This is a genomic window from Paenibacillus pasadenensis (assembly GCF_002864175.1).
Lineage (GTDB): Bacteria > Bacillota > Bacilli > Paenibacillales > Paenibacillaceae > Paenibacillus_O > Paenibacillus_O pasadenensis.
In genome coordinates, this window is record NZ_NFEZ01000004.1 from 429,217 (window position 1) to 453,313 (window position 24,097).

Genomic DNA, 24,097 nt, shown 5'->3' on the forward strand with positions numbered 1-24,097 from the left:
CTTTACTAAAGCATCATGAAACGCTGATCCTCCGCTGAATGAAGTCCCGTACGCTAATGGGCGATGCAACCACAACGGACAGGCAGGAGGAAGCGCATGAGACAGTGGGTACGGAAAGGGCTCGGCATCATGCTGAGCGCCGCGCTGGCGGCCGGCATCGCATGGCCGGGGGCACAGCCGGCGCAAGCCGCGGAGGAGACGCCGCTCAAGCTGGTCGAAGGGGGCGGCAACTGGAAGGTGCTGGTGACGCCGGCCGATCAGGGCAGCGTCTGGAGGGCGGTCTACGACGACTCGTCATGGGACGCGGGGACGGCTCCGCTCGGCTACCCGGTACGGGCGGAGACGGCGACGTCGAGGTTCGGCGGCATCGCCACGACGATCGGCTACGGGGGCAGCAGCAGCAACAAGTACCTGACGACATATTTCCGCAAGACGGTGCAGCTGAGCGGCGCTGCCGACTACAAGCGCTTCGTCGGCAGCTTCGGCGTCGACGACGGCATGGTGCTGTATGTCAACGGGACGGAAATCGCCCGCTACAACATGCCGGAAGGCCCGATCAGCTACTCGACCCTGTCGGTCGAAGGCAAATCGGCGCCGCTGTCGTTCTACGACGTCGACCTGACGGACAAGCTGGCCGGCGTCGTCAAGGAAGGCGCCAACGAGATCGCCGTCGAGGTGCATCAGCAGAGCAAAAGCAGCTCCGACCTGTACTTCGACATGGAACTGCTGGCGTACAAGACGGCGGGGCAGACGCCGGTCGATCCGCCGCAGTCGCCGCTGCCGCAGTCGGTGGCGCTGACGTTCCATGGAGATCCGCGCACCGAGCTGGGCGTCGCCTGGTATACCTATGAGGACTACCCGGGCACGAAGCTGCAGGTCGCCGAGAAGAGCGGCGCTCCGGCGGGAGGCGGCTTCCCGGCGGACAAGGCGCTGACGTTCGAAGGCTCCGCGGAGCGCGTCGAGACGTACCAGACCAAGGCGGACAAAGCCGCCGGCAAGAAGACGGTCTACCAGAGCCACAAGGCGAAGGCGGTCGGCCTGAAGCCGGGCACGGACTATGTGTTCCGCGTCGGCGACGGGGAAGACGGCCATTGGAGCGGCACCGGCTCGTTCCGGACGGAGGCGGCGCAGCCGGAGGCGTTCACGTTCCTGTATACGACGGATTCGCAAGGCACGACCGACGCGGACTTCGTCACCTGGGCGCATACGCTTCAGGAAGGGCTGGACCGGTTCCCGCAGTCGGCGTTCGTCGCCAATACGGGCGACCTGGTGGACAACGGCGACCTCGAGGAGCAGTGGTCCTGGTTCTTCGACAAGCCCAAGGAGCTGCTCATGAGCCGGCCGCTCGTGCCGCTCGTCGGCAACCACGAGTCCAAGAGCTACGGCAACTTCACGCAGCACTTCAACCTGCCGAACCTGTCGCAGACGGGCGCCAAGCCGGACGGCTCGGTGTACTCGTTCGACTACGGCCCGGCGCACTTCATGGTCATCAACACGGAATATTCGCTTGCCGCGAGCAGCGCGGAGTACCAGCAGATCTACCGCAACCAGGTGGAATGGCTGCGCGCCGAGGCGGCCCGCACGGACAAGAAGTGGAAGGTCGTGCTGCTGCACAAGTCGATGTACTCCGTCGCGAGCCATGTGTCGGACAGCGACGTCGTGAGCTTCCGCTCGGAGCTGACCAAGGTGTTCGACGAGATGGGCGTCGACCTCGTGCTCGGCGGCCACGACCATACGTATACGCGCAGCTTCCAGATGCTCGGGGGCGAGGCGCAGAAGGACAAGCTGCCGGATGCGGACGGACAGGTCGTCGATCCGAAGGGCACGCTGTACCTCATCACCAACGCGGCCGGCGACAAGCGCTACAACGTCAAGACCGGCATGGAGTTCCCTTACGCGGCCAAGTACGAGCAGCCGGGCAAGGAGATGTTCACCGGCGTGCAGGTGAGCGACGATTCGATCGGCTTCCAGGCGTACACGACGACGGAGGCGGGCACGACCGATGCTTACGACGCCTACCGCATCAAGCGCACGGACGCCGCTCCGGCGGCGGTGCGGGACGCCCGCTGGTCGGTGAACGCGGACGGCAAGCTGCAGGTGGAATGGAAGGCTCCGGCCGGCGCCGCTCCGACCGCCTACCGCCTCTATGAGCGCAGCGACGCGCTGGGCGCGAACTGGACGGTCACAGTGCCGCATGTCGATGGAAAGACGGCCTACGCTTACGTGCTCGAAGGAGCCGATCCGAAAGGCAAGTACGAGCTTGCCGTCCGCGCCACGGCGGGACGCGGCAACTCTGCCGCGGCGTTCGTTAAGACGAACGCGGAGACGGCGAGCGCGACTCCGACGCCAACGCCGACGGCGAGCGCAAGCCCGACGGCGACGCCAAGCGCAAGCCCGACGACGTCGCCAACGCCGACGTCAAGCACGAGCCCGACGCCGAGCGCAAGTCCGACGGCATCGCCGAGCGCAAGCCCGACGACATCGCCAAGCGCAAGCCCGACGACGTCGCCGAGCGGAACCCCGGCGCCGACTCCGGTCGTCACGCCGACGCCAACGCCGACGCCATTGCCGAGCGCAAGCCCGACGGCAAGTCCGACCCCGGCGCCGACGAGCAGCCCGACCCCGGCGCCATCGGCGCTGCCGTCGGCCACGCCGGCCCCGGCGCCGATCAAGGACGTGCCGGCGACGCACTGGGCGTCCGCAAGCATCCGGCAGGCGATCCAGCTCGGCATCGCCCAAGGCTATGAGGACGGCAGCTTCCGTCCGGACGCCTCGGTCAGCCGCGCGGAGCTGGCGGTGCTGCTGGCGCGGGCGCTGCAGCTTCCGTCGGCCGGCGGACAAGCGGCGTTCAAGGACGCCGCGCAGATTCCGGCCTGGGCGCGCGGCTCCATCGCCGGCGCAGCCGAAGCCGGCCTGATCGGCGGCTACGAGGACGGCAGCTTCCGTCCGGACCGCGCGGTCACGCGCGCGGAGCTGGCCGTGCTGGCCGCCAAGGCGGCCGGCCTGAGCCCGGCCGCCGGCGCTCGGCCGGACTACGCCGACCTGGCGAGCATCCCGGCGTGGGCGCGCCCGTCCGTGGCCGCCCTGCAGCAGGCCGGCCTCATGGGCGGCATCGGCGGCGACCGCTTCGCTCCGACGGCTCCGGTGACGCGGGCGCAAGCCGCCGCGCTGCTGGTGCGGCTGAGCGCGCAGCAAGCGGCCTAGGCCATGCATTGCGCTGGCTCCCCCTTTAAACGCCTTGAAATCCAGATTCGGGTTCACCTATAAATTACACGTCTTAACGTAATGGAGACAAAGCAGCAGCAGAAAGCACCCTGGAGCAGGGTGCTTTCTGCTATCTGTTTAATCTTTGAAATTCCAATACGATTGACTGGAGGAATTTAGGAGCTAAAAAGCGAACTTTGTAGATAAAAAGAACTATGTCTATAGACTCGGGTTCTTTGAAATCTGTCGTATCTTGAGAAACGAGGAGATAGAAGATGGAGTTTTGGATTAAGCCGGAAACGTATTACGCTTATATCGGGGTGATGTTTTGCTTGGCTCTTGGATTTGCCTATCGGATTTATTGGGGCCGTTACTGCAATGCTAAAAAAACTTCAAAGAGCATCGAGCTCAAACTTGAGGAACTTAGAAAAGTAGACTCCACCGAAGAAAGAGTGAAACTTTTAAGCCAGTGGCTGGCGGGGGAAGAAAAACAACCCTACATCAAGGAGTGCGTCTATCCGGCTTGGCAGCGTTACGAAACGCAGTACAACGAGTCTACGAAGCAAGGCAACCCTGTTCTTCCGGATGTTTATGATTATTTTCATGAAGATCTTTTTGTCCATCATTTTGGAAAGAGGAAGCTGGCGGAATTCGTACCGAACACGATATTGGCGATGGGAATCATTGGGACATTTGTGGGTATTGCTGCAGGTGTTGGGGGACTTGATCCTAGCGGAGACTCCACTGCAATGAAACATGGTATTGGTTTGCTTTTAAGTGGGATGGAAGTCAAATTCATTTCCTCGATCGCAGGGATCGCTATTTCTGTTTTATGGCAGTTATTCGATAAGGGCATACTGCACAAGCTTCTTACCACTAGTTTTAGAACGGTAAGAGAATCCATTGACGCGACCTATCCGTTGAACCGGAAAGCATCGTTTTTAAAAACATGCTAGAGAATCAAGAAAAGCATATGAAGGATTTCCAAACATTCATGTCGGAACGATTGATTCCTGACCTAGTTGAAGGAATGTCCAAGGCGTTGAGTAAGACAGTTGGACAAGATTTGGCTGCAAATCTATCCAGCTCGATCAGTAAGTCTACCGTAGATCAGATGCAGCATTTAAGTGAAGTGCTAGAGAAGACGATGGAATGGCAGAAGCTTGTCCAGCAAGAAATGGTTGGACTCGTCGCCACCGTGCAGCATGCTGCAGGTGTCCAGTCGCAAATGGCGGACAAGACAACGGGGCTTTCTGATGTCTTGCATGGATATACAGATACCTTTACCGAACATCAAAACGTATTGGTTGCAACCGTACATAAACTCACCGAAACCACAGAAAAAAACGCCGAGCTGAACCAGGGCACGGCTGCGCTGCTGGAGCAGATGGCAGGCGAACGAGATCAGTTCCAGAGCAATGTCGAGAGGCTGACGGAACAGACTGCGATGCAGCTGGATGTCCAGCAGCGGCTTAAAGGCAATCTGGAGCATATCGCGAGCACGGCGGAGAGTCATCAGCATCTGGCCGAAACGCTCAAAGTCTACTCCGAGCTGAGCTCAGCAAGCAGCGAACAGATGGGAGAACTCGTCGTTCAGTTCCGGGACGTCACTGCCGTATTGGCCGAAACCACTGGCAAAAACGCCGAGCTGAACCAAGGCACGGCTGCGCTGCTGGAGCAGATGGCAGGCGAACGAGAGCAGTTCCAGAGCAATGTCGAGAGGCTGACGGAGCAGACTGCGGTGCAGCTGGACGTCCAGCAGCGGCTGAACGGCAATCTGGAGCATATCGCGAGCACGGCGGAGAGCCATCAGCATCTTGCCGAAACGCTCAAGGAGCAGGCGGATTTAAGTTCAACCTCCAGCCAGCAGATGGTCGAGCTTGTCGAGCAATTCCAAAAAGTCACGACGATTCTAACGGAAGTCACGGACGGTGCGACACAATTGCTCGGTGAAACATCCGAGGAAAGGAAACGGCTGGACCAGCTCGTACAAGAAATCGAGCAGCAGCTGACGGATCAGCTCTCTCAAATGGACGAGCGCATGGAGACGCTCTCGACATCATGGGGATCCATGAGCGAATCCATGAACAAATCGAGTACGCAGCTGACGAAGTCCATTCACGAATTTTCTCAGAATATGCACGCTGGCATCAGCCATACGTTCAAGCAGTTTGATGAAGAGCTTGCGCGCGCTGTCGATCACCTTGTCAGAGGCGTCGATTCCATGAAGGATGGACTGGAAGAGATGCCGGATACGATTCAGTTGTTGAAGCAGTCCGTTGCCGAAATCAGCAAGCAGATGAATCGCGTAGCTGCTGCGCAGCAAGGGGGATGACGCGTGGCTAGAGGGTACCGCGGATCATTGCGACATGCGTCACGGACGGAAGAGGAGGGAGAGGGATACTGGATTTCGTTTACGGATCTTATGTCTGCTCTCCTGATTGTTCTCGCGCTCGTTCTCATGATCACTATGTATGACAACCAATCCTCATACGAGCAGCAGACAGCGGAGTTGAGCAAGCAAGAAGCGGCAATAGAGGAGAAGAATCAACTGATTGAAGAGATAGTCGGTGTAAAATCTAAAATCATTCAAGAACTGCTTCAAGCCTTTCAGGATTCCGATCTCAACCTGGAAGTCGATAAGCAGACCGGGGCGATCCGCTTCTCGGGAGGCGTTTTCTTTGATCGGAAAAGCAGCGCGGTCAGCGAGAGCGGGAGACAGTATTTGGAGCAATTCATTCCGAAATACAATGCGATCTTGTTGTCGGACCGCTTCCGGGATCAAATCTCGCAAATCATCGTGGAAGGACATACGGATACAGATGGAGGTTATTTATACAATCTCCAGCTATCGCAGGATCGGGCGCTATCTGTCGTTCAGCAAGTATTCGCGCCGGATTTTCCAACATTCAAGTATCAGGATTCTCTTAAGAACGTCATCACGGCAAACGGCCGTTCCTTCAGTGTGCCGATTCGAAATGAGGATGGTTCGATCAATCTAGACAAGTCCAGAAGGGTCGAATTCAAATTCCGCCTGAAGGACGAGCAGCTGCTCGACCGTCTGCAGGGGCTGATGGATCCCCATGGATAAGCTCCCGCAGAACTATGTGTTTAACTTCGTCCCTCATCAGCTCATTCAAGTGACGCGCAGGATCGAAAAAAAATATAAGGGCACAGGGACAGTGGCAGCAAGCCTCATGAATCGGCTGCCTGAATTGCTCGCAGAGATTCGTCTTGCTCCGGTCGATGCCATCGGACAGCTCATCCAAGATTGGCCGGATCGGTATGTCAGGCTGCTGATTCGCCAATGGCCTTATGACGAGGAGTCAGAGCAAGTCCAGCATAAGATAAATCTGATCTTGTCTTCACGGTTTCAGCCGATCTTCGGAATTGAAGCCTGGAGCCGGTTCCAGGAGCAGCCCAGCCATAGATTCGTGCAGGATCTGCTTGTCCTCATCTATCCGAATGACCGCATGTTCAGCAGCCACGGGTCGTTGGAGCATGAGGAGCAGTCGGTTTTCAACGAGGCTTTCCGGCACCCGAATGGGCTGCTGCCTGGACTCGTTTCCGGACTTATTCATTCCCACGCCACCCTTCAAGAGATGCTGAAAGCCCTGAAGGTCAAAGAAGGATCCGAGCTGGATCGTTGCTTGAACTTTGACGTGCTTCAGACAGGGTTATCCATCAAATCTTTTGTCAAGCGCGAAGGAGCAGCTTTTCTGCGGAGCAAGCTAGAACGGTATATATTGTCGGATTATCAGTTGTTGATGAAAGGGTATCTGGAGGCAAGGGAGTATCAGGAGTTTGACAAGATTCTCCTTGATCAAGCTGTTCAGCGGCTGCATGATCCAAGAGAACGCCAAGCGGAGTGGGCGTTTTTGGATGAACAAGCGATGCGGCAGGTAGAAAAATGGCTCAGCGCTCAAGAACTGGACATCATCTTTGAGCATGATGGAAAACGAAGGGCGGAGTACTGGCGAACTTACATGAAGTATATTGAGCTTGTCGTTCGTTTGAAAAACCGGAACGAGCCTATGGCTGCCTTCATCTACTTTGAAAATTTTGTCGTTCTAGAGTTTGGCGAGGTAGGACGGGCATATTTCTACCATCGAGAAGGGTTTGAAAAGTGGATTCAAATTTTGACCAGCACGCCGAACTATCGCTTTGCGGGCAGTCAGGCCAAGACGTTCATGCTCAAAGAAATGTCCGAAATGATGCATGGAGAGCCTTTGTTTATCGAGAGGTTGGGCCATGGCGGTTATTATGAATCCTGGACAGCCAAGTTCAACAGGCATATCCATGCCTATCTGCGTGGGGAATATTCTTATAAGGAGTAATGAACATGGGTTGGCTGAGTCGCTGGAATCGGGACAAGCCCGTTGAACAATTGAAAGCCGTGCATCTGAAGCACGTACTGACGCCGACGGCGGAAGGCCTCGTCATTCACTTGAAACAAGAGGCGACGGGAGAGGCCGTGACCCTCCCGTTGTCGTTGCCTCTGGCCGAATTATTGAAGCAGCCGGAGCTGGAGAGGCTCGAATTGGTCGATGCCCTGTGGTATGACGAGATTCTTGAGCCGCGCGCCGAGAACAGCTATTTGCTGCCGCACGAAGCGCTCGTTTCCGCGCCAAAAGAAGCGAGACGAATTCTCGGCATTCCGGAGCCGGTCAAGCTCTCGTTATCGCTGGACAACGATGGCGCTGTCGGCATGCCGCATTTCAAATTTCAGCCGCACATGGATTATAAAAGCTGGAAAAACCTCCACCGAACAGGAAAACGGAGCGGTCCGTGGCTGACTCTGCCCGATGGACAGACGCTGCTGATCGAGCCACAGCAGACCGCTTTCCTGAATTTGATCGACCATCCTCCGGATGCCATGGATGCCGAGGCGATCTTCCGCTACGTCGCCGAAGTTCGGCGAGAAGCGAAGCGTCTCGGCATTGCCATGAGCAGCTACATTGAGTCGCAGGATTTGCGGATCGTCGATCGACTGGAGCTGGAGGCGGACTATGACGGCAGCCGCATTAAACTTCTTCCGATGCTCCGGGGCGATGACGAGACGAAGCAGGAGCTTCTGGACAAATTGAATGATTCCGGAAAGGCGTATGCGTCGGATGGCCACGGGCAGAAAGTGTTCGTGCTCCCTGGGACGGCAGCAAATGCGGAACGGATCCGCCAGCTTGCTCCGATCCGAGGCGCGGACATCCCTCGCTTCGCGGACAATTCGGAGGCATTCCTGCCGGAGCTGGACCAGCTTGATCTGTCGCTGTTCGGCGAGCGGGTGAAGGCTCTCGGCATTCGGGTCTACCGCGCGCAGCCTTATGTCCATGCAGAGGGCCAGGAGCGCGGCTGGTTCGACTTCGCGGCAGGGGCCTCGATCTTCGATGAGGCTGGCGAGGCTCTGGAGGACATGACATCGCAGCAGTTCAGCGAGCTGGTTGAGGAGGCCAGGGAATCGGGCGAAGAGTTCGTCGACTGGAACGGCAGCTGGGTGCGCGTGCCGAAGGATGCGGAGCAATTCGTCCATGCCGTAGATCAGTTGGAGCAGGCGATACAGCAGCATCCACGCATCGACGTCACAAAGCTCCCTTATATTCTGGAGATCTTCGAAAACATCAGCTCGCTGGAATTCAACAAGCCGATTCTTGATGCGCAGGCGATGCTGGCGGATCAAGGAGCGCTCGACCGCACGCTCCCGCCTTCATTCCAGGCGCAATTGAAGCCGTTCCAATTGGATGGATACATATGGATGAAGTCGCTCTACCTCCGCAATATGGGCGGACTGCTCGCGGACGACATGGGTCTCGGCAAAACGATCCAGGTCATCTCCATGCTCGCTTACCTGCATGAGCAGCAGATGCTGCAGCCGTCGCTGATCGTCGTGCCGAAGTCGCTGGTCCAGAACTGGGTCGGAGAAATCGAACGGTTTGCTCCTGCGCTCCGCTACGGCGTGCTGGTCCACAATAGCAACGATCGGACCAAGTCTCCCGACGTGCTGCGCCGGGCCAACATCGTGCTGGTGACGTACAACACCTTGACGCGCGATCAGCTGCTGCTCGGCCAAGTGCAATGGCAAGCCGTCGTCTGCGATGAAGCGCAGGCGATTAAGAACAGCTCGACGGCAGCGAGCAAGGCGGTAAAGGCGATGCCGGCCCGATTCCGACTGGCGATGACCGGCACGCCGGTCGAAAACAGCTTGATGGATCTGTGGTCGATCATGGATTACGTGCAGCCTGGACTGCTCGGCAGCCTCCATGCGTTCAAGGAGGAGTTCGTTGCGAAGAAGGATGCGACTTCGACGCATGCCGAAGCTGCTGCCGAGCAGAAGCTGGTCGCACGGTTGTCCATGGTGTACAAGCGGCGAACGAAATCCGAGGAGCTGAGCGGCCAGATTCCTTCCAAGACGATCATCGAAGAAAGGGTACGGCTGAGTCCGGAACAATCGGATCTGTACCGCAGCGTGCTGAGTCAGGTCAAGCAGAAGAGCCTTCCGGCTCTGCCTGCCATCCAGCAACTGAAAGCGATCTGCGCTCATCCTGGCCTGCATGATCCGCGATATGAAGACATCGGGCCGGAACGGCTGCCGAAGCTGCAAAAGACGCTCGACCTGATCGAGCGCATCCGGGAGAAGGGGGAAAAGGTGCTCGTCTTCACCGAGCTGCAGCGCGTGCAAGAGCTGCTGCGCCGCTTCATCCGCGAGAAGCATGGCATCAATCCTCCGATCATCAACGGCATGACCGAGCGCCGGCAGGCGATCGTCGACCAGTTCAACCAAAGCGCCGGCTTCAATGTGATGATCTTGTCTCCGCGCGCGGCGGGCACGGGATTGACCATCACTTCGGCCAATCATGTCATCCACTACACCCGCTGGTGGAATCCTGCGGTAGAAAGCCAGGCGACAGATCGCGTCTACCGCATCGGACAGACGAAGCCTGTGTTCGTCTACTATCCGATCGTCGCGGACGAGGACAAGACGCTCCGCAGCGGAACGGTCGAAGAGATCGTGCACGCTCTGCTCGCGGATAAGCAGTCGCTGGCTTCATCCGTCATCGTCTCGAGCCGAAACGCGAACGTGGATGCGGAAGTCATGGCGAGAGCGTTCGAAGCATAGGAGGAATTGCCGAATGGACAAAAACATCATCCTGCATGGCCCGCCGGGAACGGGCAAGACGTACCATACGGTTCTATATGCGGTTGCAATCATTGAAAACAAGCCGCTCGATGTTGTCATCCAGGAACTCAAGACGGATGGATTTGATGGAATCAAAGCCCGGTATGAAGAGTACAAGGAAGAAGGACAGATCGCCTTGACGACTTTTCATCCATCGTATGGGTATGAGGAATTCATCGAAGGAATCAAGCCGCGGCTGCTGAGTGAAGAGCAATCCACTCCATCGAACGGTGAAGTGGGATACGAGATTGTGCCTGGGGTATTCAAGCGGTTCTGCGATAAAGCCGGTCAGCCGGTCATCGAGGCAAGCAACGACTACGGAATCCGACAGAATCCTACGATATGGAAGGTATCTCTCGGGGGTTCGAAAGACAATCCGGTAAAGCGCGACGGTTTTGCAAACAACCGTATTCGCATCGGGTGGGACATGTACGGCGAGCACGTAGACGAAGAGACCGACTACAAGACAAATGGCGGAGAGATGATCATCAAGCGGTTCATCAACGAAATGCGGCGGGGCGATATCGTCCTCACTCTGCATGATGAAGAGACGATAGATGCCATCGGCGTCGTTACCGGTGAATACGCGTGGCTCAGCCAGATGGAGGAGTACAAAAGATCCCGCCCCGTGCGCTGGCTGGTTAAAGATATTCGAGAAAATATCTATGAGCTCAATGGCAACAAGGTAATGACGCTAGGATCTGTTTATCGTCTGAACCGAATTACGCTGGCCGATGTGCAAGGCATGCTGCAGCGCCATCATGCTGGTCAAGCGGAAAAGGCCATCCATCGGAACGATCGCAATTATGTCTTCATCATCGACGAAATCAACCGGGGCAACATCTCTAAACTATTCGGCGAGCTGATTACGCTGATCGAGCCTTCAAAACGGCTTGGGATGCAGGAAGCGCGGGAACTGACCCTCCCCTACTCGCAGGAGCCGTTCGGCGTTCCGGCCAATGTCTACCTGCTCGGCACAATGAATACCGCTGATCGTTCGATCTCCCGACTGGATACAGCTCTACGGCGAAGATTTGCTTTTTCCGAGGTGATGCCGGATCCGAATTGCCTCGGTGCAGTAGAAATCAACGGGGAGCAGCTGAACCTATCGGCGATGCTGGCAGCGATGAATGAGCGGATCGAGGTGCTGTATGACCGGGAGCATACAATTGGCCATGCGTATTTGATCCCCGTGCTGAAGGAGCGGAGCCTGGAGAAGCTGGGGCATGTATTTGAGCATGCGATCATTCCGCTGCTGCAGGAATATTTCTATGACGATGATTCGAAGGTCAGGCTTGTGCTTGGAGACAACAGAAAGCCTGCAGCGGAGCAATTTGTCGTGGAGGAAAAGGTGAATGCCGGCGCGCTCTTCGGAGACCTGGAAGAGGAGGACTTGGGAGAGTTCGTCCGCTATAGAATAAATCGATCGGCGTTCGCACGGCTGAGCGCTTATGTTCAGATTTACTCGCGATGAGAAAGAGATCAGGTGCGGGCAAGGTGTTCACCATCCAGGAGCATGGCCGCTTATGCAAGCATCCGGACGGAGCGGAATACGGCTATACCGTGCTCACGGAAGAACAGTTCGATCCATTGGAGCGCTGGGTTCTGAAGGAAGCGCTGGATGTAGCGGGCCTGTCGAGCCGCAGAGGGATCGGAAAGGTCATCACGGCGAAAAATTACGTCGGGGTCCTGATGCTGCAGGACGGTACGCAGATCGAGATTCTGCCTAAATTATATGGCCAAAGCGTGACGGCATCGGAAACGGTCGTAAAGGACATTTTCCTGCAGATGCTGCAGATGGTACGAGACATTCCGAGCAAGCGTTTTTCTTCGACAGGGCTCGATTCCAGGAAGTTTCCTATTCTCGAGCTGTTCATGCGGATGTTCATCGATGAAGCGGCACTGCTAGTGAAAAGGGGATTGAAGTCGGACTATCGGCAACATCAGAGCAACGAACATTACTATAAAGGCAAGCTTGATGTCTCGCAGCAGATCAAGCATAACGTCGCGTATCGAGAGCGCTTCTTCATTGCGTATGACGAGCTTACGATCGATCGTCCTGAAAATCGGCTGATCAAGGCGACGATCGAACGGCTGCGTAAGATCGCAACAAATGCAGAGGTCCAGAAGAAACTGTCCGTGCTGCTGGAAGCATTCGACCTCATCGACACACCCGTTGATCTTGATCTGGACTGGGAGAGGGTCTCTCTTGACAGGGGCATGCAAGAATATGAACCCATTCTAAGCTGGTGCCGGCTTTTCCTTTCCGATCGGAGCTTTACGCCTTTCAAGGGCGGCGGTGTTGCATATGCGCTGCTGTTTCCTATGGAGAAGCTGTACGAACGCTACATGGCTCGCCTACTTCAAAAGAATCTAGCAGGACTGGACATCCGCATCCGTCTGCAAGATGGCAAGCATCACTTGTTCCAATCCCCGGCCAAGTTCCAGCTGCGACCTGACATTGTACTAGAAGGACGCTCGGGAACTGTCATTGTGGACACGAAGTGGAAGCTGCTTTCGGTCGGCGGCAATTACGGAATTGCACAATCGGATATGTATCAGGCCTATGCGTATGCAAAAAAGTATGATGCCCGACAGGTGGTGCTGCTTTATCCCTGGGTGCCGAATGTGCAGGATGCGAGGGAGCCCCTCGTGTATGAAAGTGGAGATGGCGTTGTCGTGCGGGTCGAGCTCGTGAACCTGACGATGGGAAGCCGCTGTACGGATGAGCTGGCAAGAGAGCTCAGAGAGATCGTCTCCCAATCCAACGCTAATCAAGATATAATTTTCCTATAGCTATGAATAGCTTCATTTCTAATTCCAAGCACTTAGAGGGGAAACATACTACCATGAACCAACCGAACTTATCCGCATTCATCTGGTCCGTCGCCGATCTGCTGCGCGGAGACTATAAGCAGTCCGACTACGGCAAGGTGATCCTGCCGTTCACCGTGCTGCGGCGGCTGGACTGCCTGCTAGAGGAGACCAAGGGGGCCGTTCTCAAGACGAATCAGGAGATGGCTGCCATGGGCGTCAATCCGGAGCCGTTCCTGCTGCGCGAATCGCGTCAGAGCTTTTACAATACAAGCCCGCTCGATATGAAGAAGCTGATGGGCGACCCGGATCATATCCGCGACAACCTGTACAGCTACATCCAGGCATTCTCGCCGGCGGTGCGAGATATCTTCGACCGCTTCGAATTACATATCCAGATCGAGCGGCTGCATAAAGCTGGTCTGCTGTACCAGGTGGCCGAGAAATTCGCCAATACCGACCTGCATCCCGAGCGGGTGGACAACCATCAGATGGGACTCGTCTTCGAGGAGCTCATCCGCAAGTTCGCCGAGATCTCCAACGAGACGGCGGGGGAGCACTTCACTCCGCGCGAAGTCATCCGGCTTATGGTCCATCTGCTGTTCATCGAAGATGACGAAGTGGTGGGCCGGCCCGGCATCGTACGGACGATCTACGACCCGACGGCCGGCACGGGCGGGATGCTGTCGGTGGCGGGAGATTATATCGACGAGCACAATCCGGGCGCTCGCTTGACAATGTTCGGCCAGGAGCTGAACCCGGAGTCGTACGCGATTTGCAAGGCCGACATGCTCATCAAGGGGCAGGATATTTCCAACATCACGTTCGGCAATACGCTGTCCGACGACGGCCACGCGCACAAGAAGTTCGACTACATGCTCTCCAATCCGCCGTTCGGCGTGGAGTGGAAGAAGGTCGAGAAGGAAGTGCGCCAGGAGCATGAGCAGCTCGGCTACAACGGCCGGTTCGGACCGGGGCTGCCGCGCGTGTCCGACGGCTCGATGCTGTTCCTGCTCCATCTGCTCTCCAAGATGCGTCCGGCGAATGAGGGCGGCAGCCGGTTCGGCATCGTCCTCAACGGTTCCCCGCTGTTCACCGGCGGCGCCGGCAGCGGAGAGAGCGAGATCCGGCGCTATGTGCTGGAGAACGATCTGCTCGAGGCGATCATCGCCTTGCCGACGGACATGTTCTACAACACCGGCATCGCGACGTACGTCTGGATCGTGTCCAACCGCAAGCCGGAGCATCGCCGGGGGCAGGTGCAGCTGATCGATGCCAGCGGCATGTGGCAAAAGATGCGCAAGTCGCTCGGCAGCAAGCGCAAGGAATTTTCGGACGAGCATATCGCCGAGATTACGCGCCTGTTCGGCAGCTTCGCGGAGGCGGAGCGGGATGGCAAGCCGGTCAGCCGCATTTTCCGCAACAGCGACTTCGGCTATCGGACGATTACGGTGGAGCGCCCGCTGCGGGATGAGCAGGGCCGGATCGTGCTCGGTCAGAAAGGCAAGCTGAAAGGCAAGCCGCAGCCGGACAGCAGCCTGCGAGACACGGAGAGCGTGCCGCTGAAGGAAGACGTGGAGACGTACTTCCAGCGGGAAGTGCTGCCGCATGTGCCGGACGCGTGGATCGACCACGACAAGACGAAGGTTGGATATGAGATTCCGTTCAACCGGCATTTCTATGTGTTCCAGCCGCCGCGCCCGCTGGAAGAGATCGACGCGGAATTAATGGAGGTCACGGACCGGATCAAGGCGATGCTGGAGGGATTGCGGGCATGAGCTTTCCGCGGTATGAGGAGTATAAAGACAGTGGAGTGGAGTGGCTGGGGGAGATTCCGAGTCATTGGGGGTTTGTTAAAATTGGTCATCATTGCAGGTTGAATGGTGGCGGGACACCTGATAGAGAGAAGTTGGAATACTGGAACGGTGAGATTCCATGGATTACGCCTAAAGACATGAAAGCTGATATTCTTGTAGATTCTGAGGAACGAATAACTGAGCGTGGTCTTCAAAACAGCTCTGCCTCCATTTTAAAAACCAACCAGGTTCTTCTAGTAATGCGTTCAGGCATACTTAAGCATACTCTCCCGGTTGGAATAAATGATGTGGAAACAGCAATTAATCAAGACATTAAAGCATTAGACGTTCAAAAGGCTTGGGCTCCCTTATACTTCATGCGATTTGTGCAAGGATATAATAAAGAATTGCTTTTAGAATGGGGAAAGCAAGGGGCAACGGTAGAAAGTCTTGAAACGAATCTGCTGTTACACACTCGCATTCCTTTGCCTCCAATAGAAGAGCAAAAATTAATTGTAGCTTATTTGGAAGCTGAAGTCAGGGAAATTAATTCATTGATTGGCCAAGCCCAAAAACTCATCGATCTCCTGAAAGAAAAGCGCCAGGCCGTAATCTCCCATGCCGTCACCAAGGGGCTTGACCCTACGGTGCCGATGAAGGATTCGGGAATTGAGTGGCTTGGAGAGGTGCCCGAAGGATGGGAAGTAGTCAAACTGAAGTCATTCATTTTGAAAATGGAATCCGGGAAGAGTGTCAACTCTATTGATTCCCCAGCTCTTAATGGGGAGATTGGGGTCCTTAAAACAAGTTGTGTATATAGTGGACAATTTAATAGGGGAGAAAATAAAATTGTTGTCCCTTCTGAACTTCATCTTGTTTCTTGTCCAGTAATTGAAAACACACTAATAGTTAGCCGGATGAACACACCTGATTTAGTTGGATTCGCAGGACTCGCTTTGAAAAGTGAAGAAAATCTTTATCTTCCGGACAGATTGTGGCAAGTTCACTTTAAGGGTGTATTACCAGCGTTCATTCACTTTTGGACAATGACTCAATATTACAGAAATCAAGTTAAAGTCTCTTGTTCTGGAACAAGCTCAAGTATGCAAAATTTATCTCAAAACGATTTCCGCTCTTTTGTGCTTTCAGTACCATCGACTGAAGATCAAGATAAAATTGTATCTCACCTGAACATTGAATTGGAAAAATACAACGCGCTCATCCACCAAGCCCAAAAATCCATCGCTCTCCTCCAGGAGCGCCGCTCCGCGCTCATCTCCGCCGCCGTCACCGGCAAGATCGACGTGCGCGGCCTCGTGCCGCAGCAAGAGGCGGTGGAGGCATGAGCCTGCACAAGGAGATCGAGTTCGAGAACGAGATCTGCGCCCATCTCGCGGCGAACGGATGGCTCTATGCCGACGGCGACGCGCAGCGCTACGATCGCGAGCGCGCGCTCTATCCCGACGACCTCGTCGCCTGGATCCAGCAGACCCAGCCGCAGGCGTGGGAGGCGCTGGAGAAGACGAACGGAGCGGCGGGCCGCTCCGCGCTGCTGGACCGGCTGCGCAAGCAGCTCGACGACCGCGGCACGCTCGACGTGCTGCGAAGCGGCATCGAGCTGATCGGACTGCGGCAGCCGCTGCAGCTCGCGCAGTTCAAGCCGGCGCTCGGGATGAACCCGGAGCTGCAGGCGAAGTACGCCGCGAACCGGCTGCGCGTCGTGCGGCAGGTGCGCTACTCGAAGCATAACGAGAACGCGCTGGATCTCGTGCTGTTCCTGAACGGCATCGCCGTGGCGACGGCGGAGCTGAAGAGCCAGTTCACCCAATCGGTCGAGGATGCCGTCGACCAGTACCGCTTCGACCGCGAGCCGCAGCCGAAAGGGCGGGAGGCGGAGCCGCTCCTGAGCTTCCCGAGCGGAGCGCTCGTGCACTTCGCGGTCAGCAACCGCGAGGTCCGCATGACGACGAAGCTGCAAGGCGCGGCGACGTCCTTCCTGCCTTTCAACAAGGGGGACGGCGGGGGCGCGGGCAATCCAGTGAACGAATCCGGGCATCGGACGGCCTACCTGTGGGAGGAGGTGTGGGAGCGGGACAGCTGGCTGGAGATTCTCGGCCGCTATCTCGTCACGAAGCGCGACAGCAAGAAGCAGATCGCGGCCGTGCTGTTCCCCCGCTACCATCAGCTCGATGCGACGCGCAAGCTGGTGCAGGACGTGCTCGCGCACGGCCCGGGACAGAAGTATCTGATCCAGCACTCGGCCGGATCGGGCAAGACGAACTCGATCGCCTGGACGGCGCATTTCCTCGCCGACCTGCATGATGCCGGGCAGCGCAAGCTGTTCGACTCCGTGCTCGTCGTCAGCGACCGCACGGTGCTGGACGACCAGCTGCAGGAGGCGATCTTCGACTTCCAGCGCACGACGGGCGTCGTCGCGACGATTAAGGGCGAGTCGCAGAGCAAGAGCGGGGAGCTGGCCAAGGCGCTGAGCGGCGGCAAGAAGATCGTCGTCTGCACGATCCAGACGTTCCCGTTCGCGCTGAAGGCGGTGCAGCAGCTGGCCGCTGCGGAAGGCAAGCGGTTCGCCGTCATCGCCGACGAGGCCCACAGCTCGCAGACCGGCGAGGCCGCATCCAAGCTCAAGCAGCTGCTGTCGGCGGAAGAGGTCCGCGAGCTGCAGGACGGCGGAGAGGTCAGCGTCGAGGACCTGCTGGCCGCCCAGATGGCGGCTCGCGCGCGCGAGTCGGGCATCACGTACATCGCCTTCACCGCGACGCCCAAGGCCAAGACGATGGAGCTGTTCGGCCGCCGCCCCGATCCGGCAGCCCCGGCGGGTCCGGACAATCTGCCGGCGCCGTTCCATGTGTACTCGATGCGCCAGGCGATCGAGGAGCGCTTCATCCTGGACGTGCTGCGCAATTATACGCCTTACAGCATGGCGTTCAAGCTAGCGGCGGCCGGACAGGAGTGGGACGAGCAGCAAGTGGCGCGCAGCGAGGCGATGAAGGGCATCATGCGCTGGGTCCGCCTGCATCCGTACAACATCTCGCAGAAGGTGCAGGTGGTCGTCGAGCATTTCCGCGAGAACGTCGGTCCGCTCCTGAGCGGCCATGCGAAAGCGATGGTCGTCGTCGGCAGCCGCCTCGAAGCGGTCCGCTGGCAGCTGGCCATCGAGAACTATATCAAGAGCCAGGGCTACCGGATGGGGACGCTGGTCGCCTTTTCCCAGGAAGTGAGCGATCCGGAGTCGAGCCCCGACCCGGTGACGGAGAACAGTTCGCTGCTCAATCCGAACCTGAGAGGACGGGACATCCGCGAGGCGTTCGCGACCGACGAGTACCAGGTGCTGCTCGTGGCCAACAAGTTCCAGACGGGCTTCGACCAGCCGCTGCTGTGCGGCATGTATGTCGATAAGCGGCTCGCGGGCATCCAGGCCGTGCAGACGCTGTCGCGGCTGAACCGGGCTTACAACGGCCCCTACGGCAAAAAGGACGCGACCTACATCCTCGACTTCGTCAACGATCCGGAGGAGATTCTGGCTGCGTTCAAGACGTATCACGACACAGCCGAGCTGCTGGACGTGACGGATCCGAATCTCGTGTACGATCTGCGAGCCAAGCTTGACGCCGCCGGCCATTACGATCAGCATGAAGTCGAGCGCGTCGTGGCGGTCGAGATGAATCCGGCGGCATCGCAGTCGGAGCTGGTCGCGGCGATCGAGCCGGTGGCCGATCGGCTGCTTAAGCGGTACAAGGCTGCCCAGGAAGAACGGCGGCTGGCGGCTGCGGCGAAGGACGAGAAGAGGGAGAAGGAAGCGCGGGACGCGATGAACGTGCTGGTGTTGTTCAAGCGGAACCTGGGCGCCTATCTGCGTGTCTACAACTTCCTGTCGCAGATCTTCGACTACGGCAATACGGACATCGAGAAGCGGGCGATCTTCTTCAAGCGGCTGCTGCCGCTGCTGGAATTCGGCCGGGAACGCGAGACGATCGACGTGTCGAGCCTGGAGCTGACCCACCACAAGCTGAGGAACAAGGGCAAGCGCGACATGCGGCTCGGCGACGGAGAGGGCGACAAGCTCAAGCCGCTGACGGACGTTGGAGAAGGCGAGCTGCGGGATCCGGAAAAAGCGCTGCTGGCGGAGATCATCGAAGGCGTCAACAAGCTGTTCAGCGGAGAGCTGACCGACGAGGACAAGCTCGTCTATGCCAATCAGGTCATCAAGGGCAAGCTGCTGGAGTCGGATATCCTCATGCAGCAGGCGGCCAACAACACGAAGGCGCAGTTCGACAACTCTCCGGATCTGAATCAGGAAATTATGAATGCGATCATCGATGCATTCAAGGCGCACAACGCGATGAGCAAGCAGGCGCTCGATTCGGAAAAGACCCGGCAAGGATTGAAAGAGATCCTGCTCGGTCCAGGCCGTCTGTATGAATCGCTGCGGTCCCGCGCGGCAGAAAAAGCGGCTGTCGCCGTAGAAGACCGCTATCCGCTTCCAGGCTGGAGCCACTCCCAAGCTGCGGATGGAAAGAAAAGCTACGAATAAACGCAGACAAGGAGACGGTCAAGATGACTTTATTCGCGTTCCTGCAGCCGGCGCATCCCGGCCTGTCTCAGCTGGCAGATGAAGTCGAGCAGACGGTCTGGATCAGTCCGCGGACGACGCTGCTGCAAGGCCGGCTGTTCGGCGAGCAGCTGGCTTCGCTCGTCGCTCAGACGGAGAAGGTCGAGCCAGTCTATGCGATCAAGCAGATCGACCGGATCCATCTGCTCGCCCGCAAGGACATCATCTCCGAAGACATCCGCAGCGCCTTCGAATGGCTGCGGATGAACGGCAACGCCGCAGCGCATGACGCGCGGGAAGTGCCGGTCGATCTGGCGCTGACGGCCCATCGCCGGCTGTACGAGCTGGCGGCCTGGTATGTCGAGGCATATGGCTCTCCCGAGCTGGCGGTGCCCGATTACGAGATGCCGCTGCGGACATCGAGTCCTGGCGCGGACATCCGCGCCGATGCCGGTCAAGTCGGGCTGGCGCAAGCGGAGCTCCAGCACCGTCTGGAGGAGGCGCTCCGCAATCAGGTGGCGGACAAGCTGCTGCCGTCGATCGACGAGCGGCTCGGCCAGATGAGCGAGCTGCTGGCGAAGTTCTCGCAGCAGATGAATCAGTGGGCGGAGGAGCGGCCTGCGGTTCAGGACAGGGCCGAGCAGGCAGATGCCCCTTCATCAGAGGCGGGATCGATCGAGACGGCCCTGACGCAGGCAGCGAAGCATGGATTTGAACCGGAGCCGCCGCAGGCTGCGGCATCTCAGGCGGAAGCGTCGCAGCCGGAACCTTCCATCGGGTCTCAAAGCGTCGAGATAGCCCCTTACCTGATCGGCCAAGGACTGACTGTCGTCGACAAGCGCGAGAGCGGCGGCGCTTTATGGATCGTCGGCGGCTGGGAGATCAAGGACGAGTTGCTTGCACTCAAGGAGCAGCGGTTTTATTTCCGCTATGCCAAAGGCGGCAGCCTCTCGACGAAACGCAAGCCCGCCTGGTTCCTGATCGGCAACAACCAGACGGCCAAGCGCTATGTGCAGGTGCCGGCAGGCAGCAAGGCGGTGCGGAGCGGGGCGGTGCAGGTCGAGCTGGACTTCTTTGCAGAAGCGGCACCTGCAGCGACGGCGGAAATCGCAGCACCGGCGCAACCTGCAGCGAGGGTGCAACCTGCAGCAACGGCAAATGCCGCAGCGCCGGCGGCACCCGCAGCAGCTGTACCCGCAGCGCAACCGGCATCTGCCGACTTGCAGCGTTCATCCGCACGGCCGGACGCGCCGGCGCAGGAGGATCCGAAAGTGCTCGTGCCTTCGTACTTGCAGAAGCGTGCCGTAGCGGAGTATCGCCCGAGCCGGATGAGCGAGATCGCGGAAACGCTCGGTGTCGTCACATTCGAGGACTGGACTGAAGAGCGGCTCAAGCAGCTCTATCGGCTGCAGCCGAAGCTGCTGCATGAAGTGCTCGTCCAACTGTGGTTCTACGGCGTTGCTTTCGCGGGCGAGCTGAGCCGGTTCGTCAAGCTGGAGCGGCCGGGCGAGGCGACGTTCGTCCCTGACCTGATGCCCGGCCTCGCGCTGGGCGAGCGGTTCCCGCTCGATATCGCGAGGCAGCTGGAGCGGTTCGGCATCACCGAGACGGGACAGCTCAGCGGGCTTCCGACGTACGGGCTGAAGTGGCTGTTCCGCGACCGCTATGAGGGCGTGGAGTCGGAGCTGTTTGCTTTGGAGGCGCGGCGCGACGAGCCGCTGCCGCAGGAGGAAGACCAGCTGATGCAGGACGAACCCGAAAGCAATACGGCCCGAACGAGCCGCACGCTCTACTTTGCCGATGTGTCCGTCACGATTCCCGCTGAACGGCAGGAGACGCTGCTGGAAGATCTTCCGATCAAAGGCTGCAATGCCCTCATGCGGGGACTGATCCACAATTGTCAGGTGACGAGGCTGGCGGACCTGCCGGAAGATATGGGCAGCCTGCTGCCCTACATCAAAAGCGCTGGTCAAGGCGCGATGCTCAAGTTGATGCATCAGCTGAAGTCGTTCGTCGAGAAGGAAGGCAGCGGCGAAGCGCCAGCGCTCCCTGCCCGATCGAAGCAGGCGCCTCCGGAACCGAAGCTTGCGCCAGACAGAGATCAGCCCGCGGACATATCCAGGCGGCTGATTTGGCAGCAGATTGTTCTGGACCTGAGCGATGAGGATCTTCAGTTGCCGATACGCCCCACTGAATTCCCCTCCGGGAACCGTGTGCCCGTGCGGCTGGCGAGACGCGGCATCACTCGAGTCGGCGAGCTGCCGACCGTATTGGCTTCGCTCATCAAGGGAACGGGCATCGGGCAGATCTCAATGGAAGCTTTTGTGGTACGGCTGGTGGAGCTGCTGGAGGAAGCGAGAGCCCTGCGCGAGACGGCGGCGACGCTCGAGGCGATGAGTCCGGGCGAGCGGATCGGCTTTCGGCTGCGGCATGCTTCGGCCAAGCTCGCTCCGAAGCTGAGCGACGAGGCGATCCGATCGAGCCGCAACCTGCAGATGGTGCGGATCCGCTGGCAGGAACGCGCGGAAGGCCGCCGCGCGACGCTGGAATGGCTTGGCCAGCAGTTCGGCTTGACGCGGGAGCGAGTGAGGCAGGTCATCCGCAAGACGCTGCGCGAGTTCCATGGCGACCTGCTGGATCTGGAGCAGGAGCTTGAAAAAGCCTGCGCGCAGCAACAAGGATTTTTCTGTTTTCCGTTGCAAGCGAATTTTATCCATGGCATCATCGAGCAGGCGCTGGAGGAATACGAAGGCCTGTTTTATCTGGAGCGGTACGGGTGGTGGACGACGGTTCCGCTGGAAGAAGTGGAAACCAAGGAAGCGCAACTGCGCAAACGGCTGAAAGAACCTCTGGGCGGCCGGCTGTGGACGGAGGAACAGCTCCGCAAGCAGGTCAAGCCGCTGGCGGACGAGCTCGGATTCCCTCTCGGCCTCGTTCTGGAGATGGCGCGGACGGGGATGTCTCGAACGCTCGATGGAGCCAGCTTCCTCTCGTCTTCCACGAAGGCGGATATCGCCGAGATGGTGCTCCGTCAGTTTCCGCAAGGCGTCGAGGTATACAAGCGGGCCGAAGAACTGATGGAGATCGGCAATCGAATCCGGCCGGGCGAATTTGAAAAGGAGCGCGAGCTCACGGCCGTGTTCAGCCGGGAAGAGTTCAGCGACACGGCTTATTTATGGGGCAGAGGCGTCTACATTCACCGCGACAAGGTCCAGATAGACGAAGCGCTGGTCAGGGGAATTTCGGATCATGCGCTGCAGCTTCTTGAAAAGCGCAGTCCGATTTCCGTCCACCGCCTGTTCGGATCGTATCGGGAACGGCTGCAAGACAACGGCATCCCGACGGAATATGCGCTCTATACGATGCTGCGCAAGCTCGGCTCGGACCAGCTTGCGCCGAACAAGTTCCCTCATATCTGGCATGTGGACGACGGCGGGCTGCAACTGAGCAACGCGGAGCAGATCAAGATGTTCATCCGCGAGCAGTACGAGCCCCTTCCGGTGGAGCGGCTGCGGGAGGAGTTCGTGCAGAAACGGGGATGGAAGAGATTCACTCTGGAATTCTCCATCTCCAAAGATCCGGACTTTGTCAGCGCGGACTACGGAATCGTCGGATTGCGGGAGTTCTACCCTTTTGCTCCCGAGGATTTTCACGGCGTGCTCGATCGCTTGTGGGCGATGCTGCAGGAAACGGACATTTTGCATGTCAGCCGCCTTTATGAGCTGGAGAGAAGCCGCATGCAAGCGATGGGGATTGGCTCGTCCTATCTTCTTTATGACTTGCTGACGGGGCTGGATGATGAGCGATTCCGCATGTTCCGCTATCCTCTCATCACCTTGTCGAGCCATCCGGCGGAGGGGATGACGCTGCTCGCGATGGTCGAGCAGTACATGGAGGATCAGGAAGCCCAGGTGCCTCGCGAGGAAGTGTACGAATGGGTGACGGATGATGTGGGCGCCAGCGCGGCGACGCTCGACAACGCCTTGGCATCGAGCAAAAATATTTTCTACTACCGCGCCGGTCAGTTCGGCGAATACATTCATCGGATAAGGCTTGGTTGGACGGCCGAGCGGGAGCAGGAGCTGGTCCGCGATGTGGAGCGTGCGTTGGAGAGCAAGGAGCGCGGCGGCCGTCCCTACGCGACGATTGGGGAGCTGATGCGGGAGCTGCCCCTGGGCGAGCTGGGAGCCGGCCTGCCCTGGACGGAGGATCTGCTGTCCGACTGCTTGCACAAAAGCGAATCGTTCCTGCTGGTCGGCTCTTATGATCATATCGTTGTCAGGCGGGGCCATCCCCGGATCGCCGGCGAGACGGATTGGCTGGCGATGCTCCTGGAGACGGAGTTCGGCGGAAAGGTGGATGCGGCAGCATTCCAGCACAGGCTTGCGGAACTGAAGTATTCCAAGGAAGGTCGCTTCATGTACGAGACGGCCATGAAGCTGGAGCGAAACGAAGCGCCGTTTGTCGTCGAGGATGGGATGGTTTATTCCAGACAACAAGACCGCTCCTGATGGAGCGGTCTTGTTTGTTGAATGAGAGGAGCTT

General features: G+C 58.2%; 12 protein-coding genes. All 12 read left to right on the forward strand.

All coding sequences use genetic code 11. From position 1 onward, the window contains the following. The first annotated feature begins 96 nt into the window (after positions 1-96). The 12 genes from B8V81_RS11610 (at position 97) to B8V81_RS11665 (ending at position 24,063) form a co-directional block, all read left to right on the forward strand. Positions 97-3,204 (forward strand): S-layer homology domain-containing protein, encoded by a 3,108-nt coding sequence (locus B8V81_RS11610; protein ID WP_101808412.1) that lies wholly within the window; start codon positions 97-99, stop codon positions 3,202-3,204. Positions 3,205-3,479: 275 nt separating this feature from the next. Further along, positions 3,480-4,160, forward strand: a complete 681-nt coding sequence (locus B8V81_RS11615; protein ID WP_101808413.1) for a hypothetical protein — start codon at positions 3,480-3,482, stop codon at positions 4,158-4,160. 38 nt (positions 4,161-4,198) lie between these two features. Beyond that, complete coding sequence (locus B8V81_RS11620; RefSeq protein WP_146000488.1) at positions 4,199-5,539, forward strand: coiled-coil domain-containing protein; 1,341 nt, start codon at positions 4,199-4,201, stop codon at positions 5,537-5,539. A 177-nt stretch (positions 5,540-5,716) separates the two neighbouring features. Further along, positions 5,717-6,295, forward strand: coding sequence for an OmpA family protein (locus B8V81_RS11625; protein WP_180968432.1), 579 nt, complete (start codon positions 5,717-5,719; stop codon positions 6,293-6,295). Then, complete coding sequence (locus B8V81_RS11630) at positions 6,288-7,541, forward strand: EH signature domain-containing protein (RefSeq protein ID WP_101808416.1); 1,254 nt, start codon at positions 6,288-6,290, stop codon at positions 7,539-7,541. Before B8V81_RS11625 ends, B8V81_RS11630 begins: the two co-directional genes overlap by 8 nt. A gap of 5 nt (positions 7,542-7,546) precedes the next feature. Beyond that, entirely contained in the window at positions 7,547-10,315 is a 2,769-nt protein-coding gene (locus B8V81_RS11635) for a DEAD/DEAH box helicase (RefSeq protein WP_180968433.1), read from the forward strand. 13 nt (positions 10,316-10,328) lie between these two features. Next, positions 10,329-11,849 carry an AAA family ATPase gene (locus B8V81_RS11640; protein ID WP_219623321.1) on the forward strand — a complete coding sequence of 507 codons (1,521 nt, stop codon included), beginning with the start codon at positions 10,329-10,331 and terminating at the stop codon, positions 11,847-11,849. Positions 11,850-11,872: 23 nt separating this feature from the next. Further along, positions 11,873-13,171, forward strand: a complete 1,299-nt coding sequence (locus tag B8V81_RS11645) for an McrC family protein (RefSeq protein WP_180968434.1) — start codon at positions 11,873-11,875, stop codon at positions 13,169-13,171. 53 nt (positions 13,172-13,224) lie between these two features. Next, positions 13,225-14,967: a type I restriction-modification system subunit M gene (locus B8V81_RS11650; RefSeq protein ID WP_101808420.1), complete on the forward strand. Its 1,743-nt coding sequence runs from the start codon at positions 13,225-13,227 to the stop codon at positions 14,965-14,967. Next, positions 14,964-16,331: a restriction endonuclease subunit S gene (locus B8V81_RS11655; protein WP_101808421.1), complete on the forward strand. Its 1,368-nt coding sequence runs from the start codon at positions 14,964-14,966 to the stop codon at positions 16,329-16,331. Before B8V81_RS11650 ends, B8V81_RS11655 begins: the two co-directional genes overlap by 4 nt. Then, complete coding sequence (locus B8V81_RS11660; RefSeq protein ID WP_101808422.1) at positions 16,328-19,534, forward strand: type I restriction endonuclease subunit R; 3,207 nt, start codon at positions 16,328-16,330, stop codon at positions 19,532-19,534. The genes B8V81_RS11655 and B8V81_RS11660 overlap by 4 nt, the downstream gene beginning before the upstream one ends. A gap of 23 nt (positions 19,535-19,557) precedes the next feature. After that, positions 19,558-24,063 (forward strand): hypothetical protein, encoded by a 4,506-nt coding sequence (locus tag B8V81_RS11665; protein WP_101808423.1) that lies wholly within the window; start codon positions 19,558-19,560, stop codon positions 24,061-24,063. The last annotated feature ends 34 nt before the right edge of the window (positions 24,064-24,097 follow it).

Excerpts from the sequence above, each read along its gene's own strand:
- B8V81_RS11660 (WP_101808422.1), top strand. The coding sequence starts at position 16,328 with ATGAGCCTGCACAAGGAGATCGAGTTCGAGAACGAGATCTGCGCCCAT.
- B8V81_RS11640 (WP_219623321.1), top strand. The coding sequence starts at position 10,329 with ATGGACAAAAACATCATCCTGCATGGCCCGCCGGGAACGGGCAAGACG.
- B8V81_RS11665 (WP_101808423.1), top strand. The coding sequence starts at position 19,558 with ATGACTTTATTCGCGTTCCTGCAGCCGGCGCATCCCGGCCTGTCTCAG.
- B8V81_RS11650 (WP_101808420.1), top strand. The coding sequence starts at position 13,225 with ATGAACCAACCGAACTTATCCGCATTCATCTGGTCCGTCGCCGATCTG.
- B8V81_RS11620 (WP_146000488.1), top strand. The coding sequence starts at position 4,199 with ATGTCGGAACGATTGATTCCTGACCTAGTTGAAGGAATGTCCAAGGCG.
- B8V81_RS11615 (WP_101808413.1), top strand. The coding sequence starts at position 3,480 with ATGGAGTTTTGGATTAAGCCGGAAACGTATTACGCTTATATCGGGGTG.
- B8V81_RS11610 (WP_101808412.1), top strand. The coding sequence starts at position 97 with ATGAGACAGTGGGTACGGAAAGGGCTCGGCATCATGCTGAGCGCCGCG.
- B8V81_RS11630 (WP_101808416.1), top strand. The coding sequence starts at position 6,288 with ATGGATAAGCTCCCGCAGAACTATGTGTTTAACTTCGTCCCTCATCAG.
- B8V81_RS11635 (WP_180968433.1), top strand. The coding sequence starts at position 7,547 with ATGGGTTGGCTGAGTCGCTGGAATCGGGACAAGCCCGTTGAACAATTG.
- B8V81_RS11655 (WP_101808421.1), top strand. The coding sequence starts at position 14,964 with ATGAGCTTTCCGCGGTATGAGGAGTATAAAGACAGTGGAGTGGAGTGG.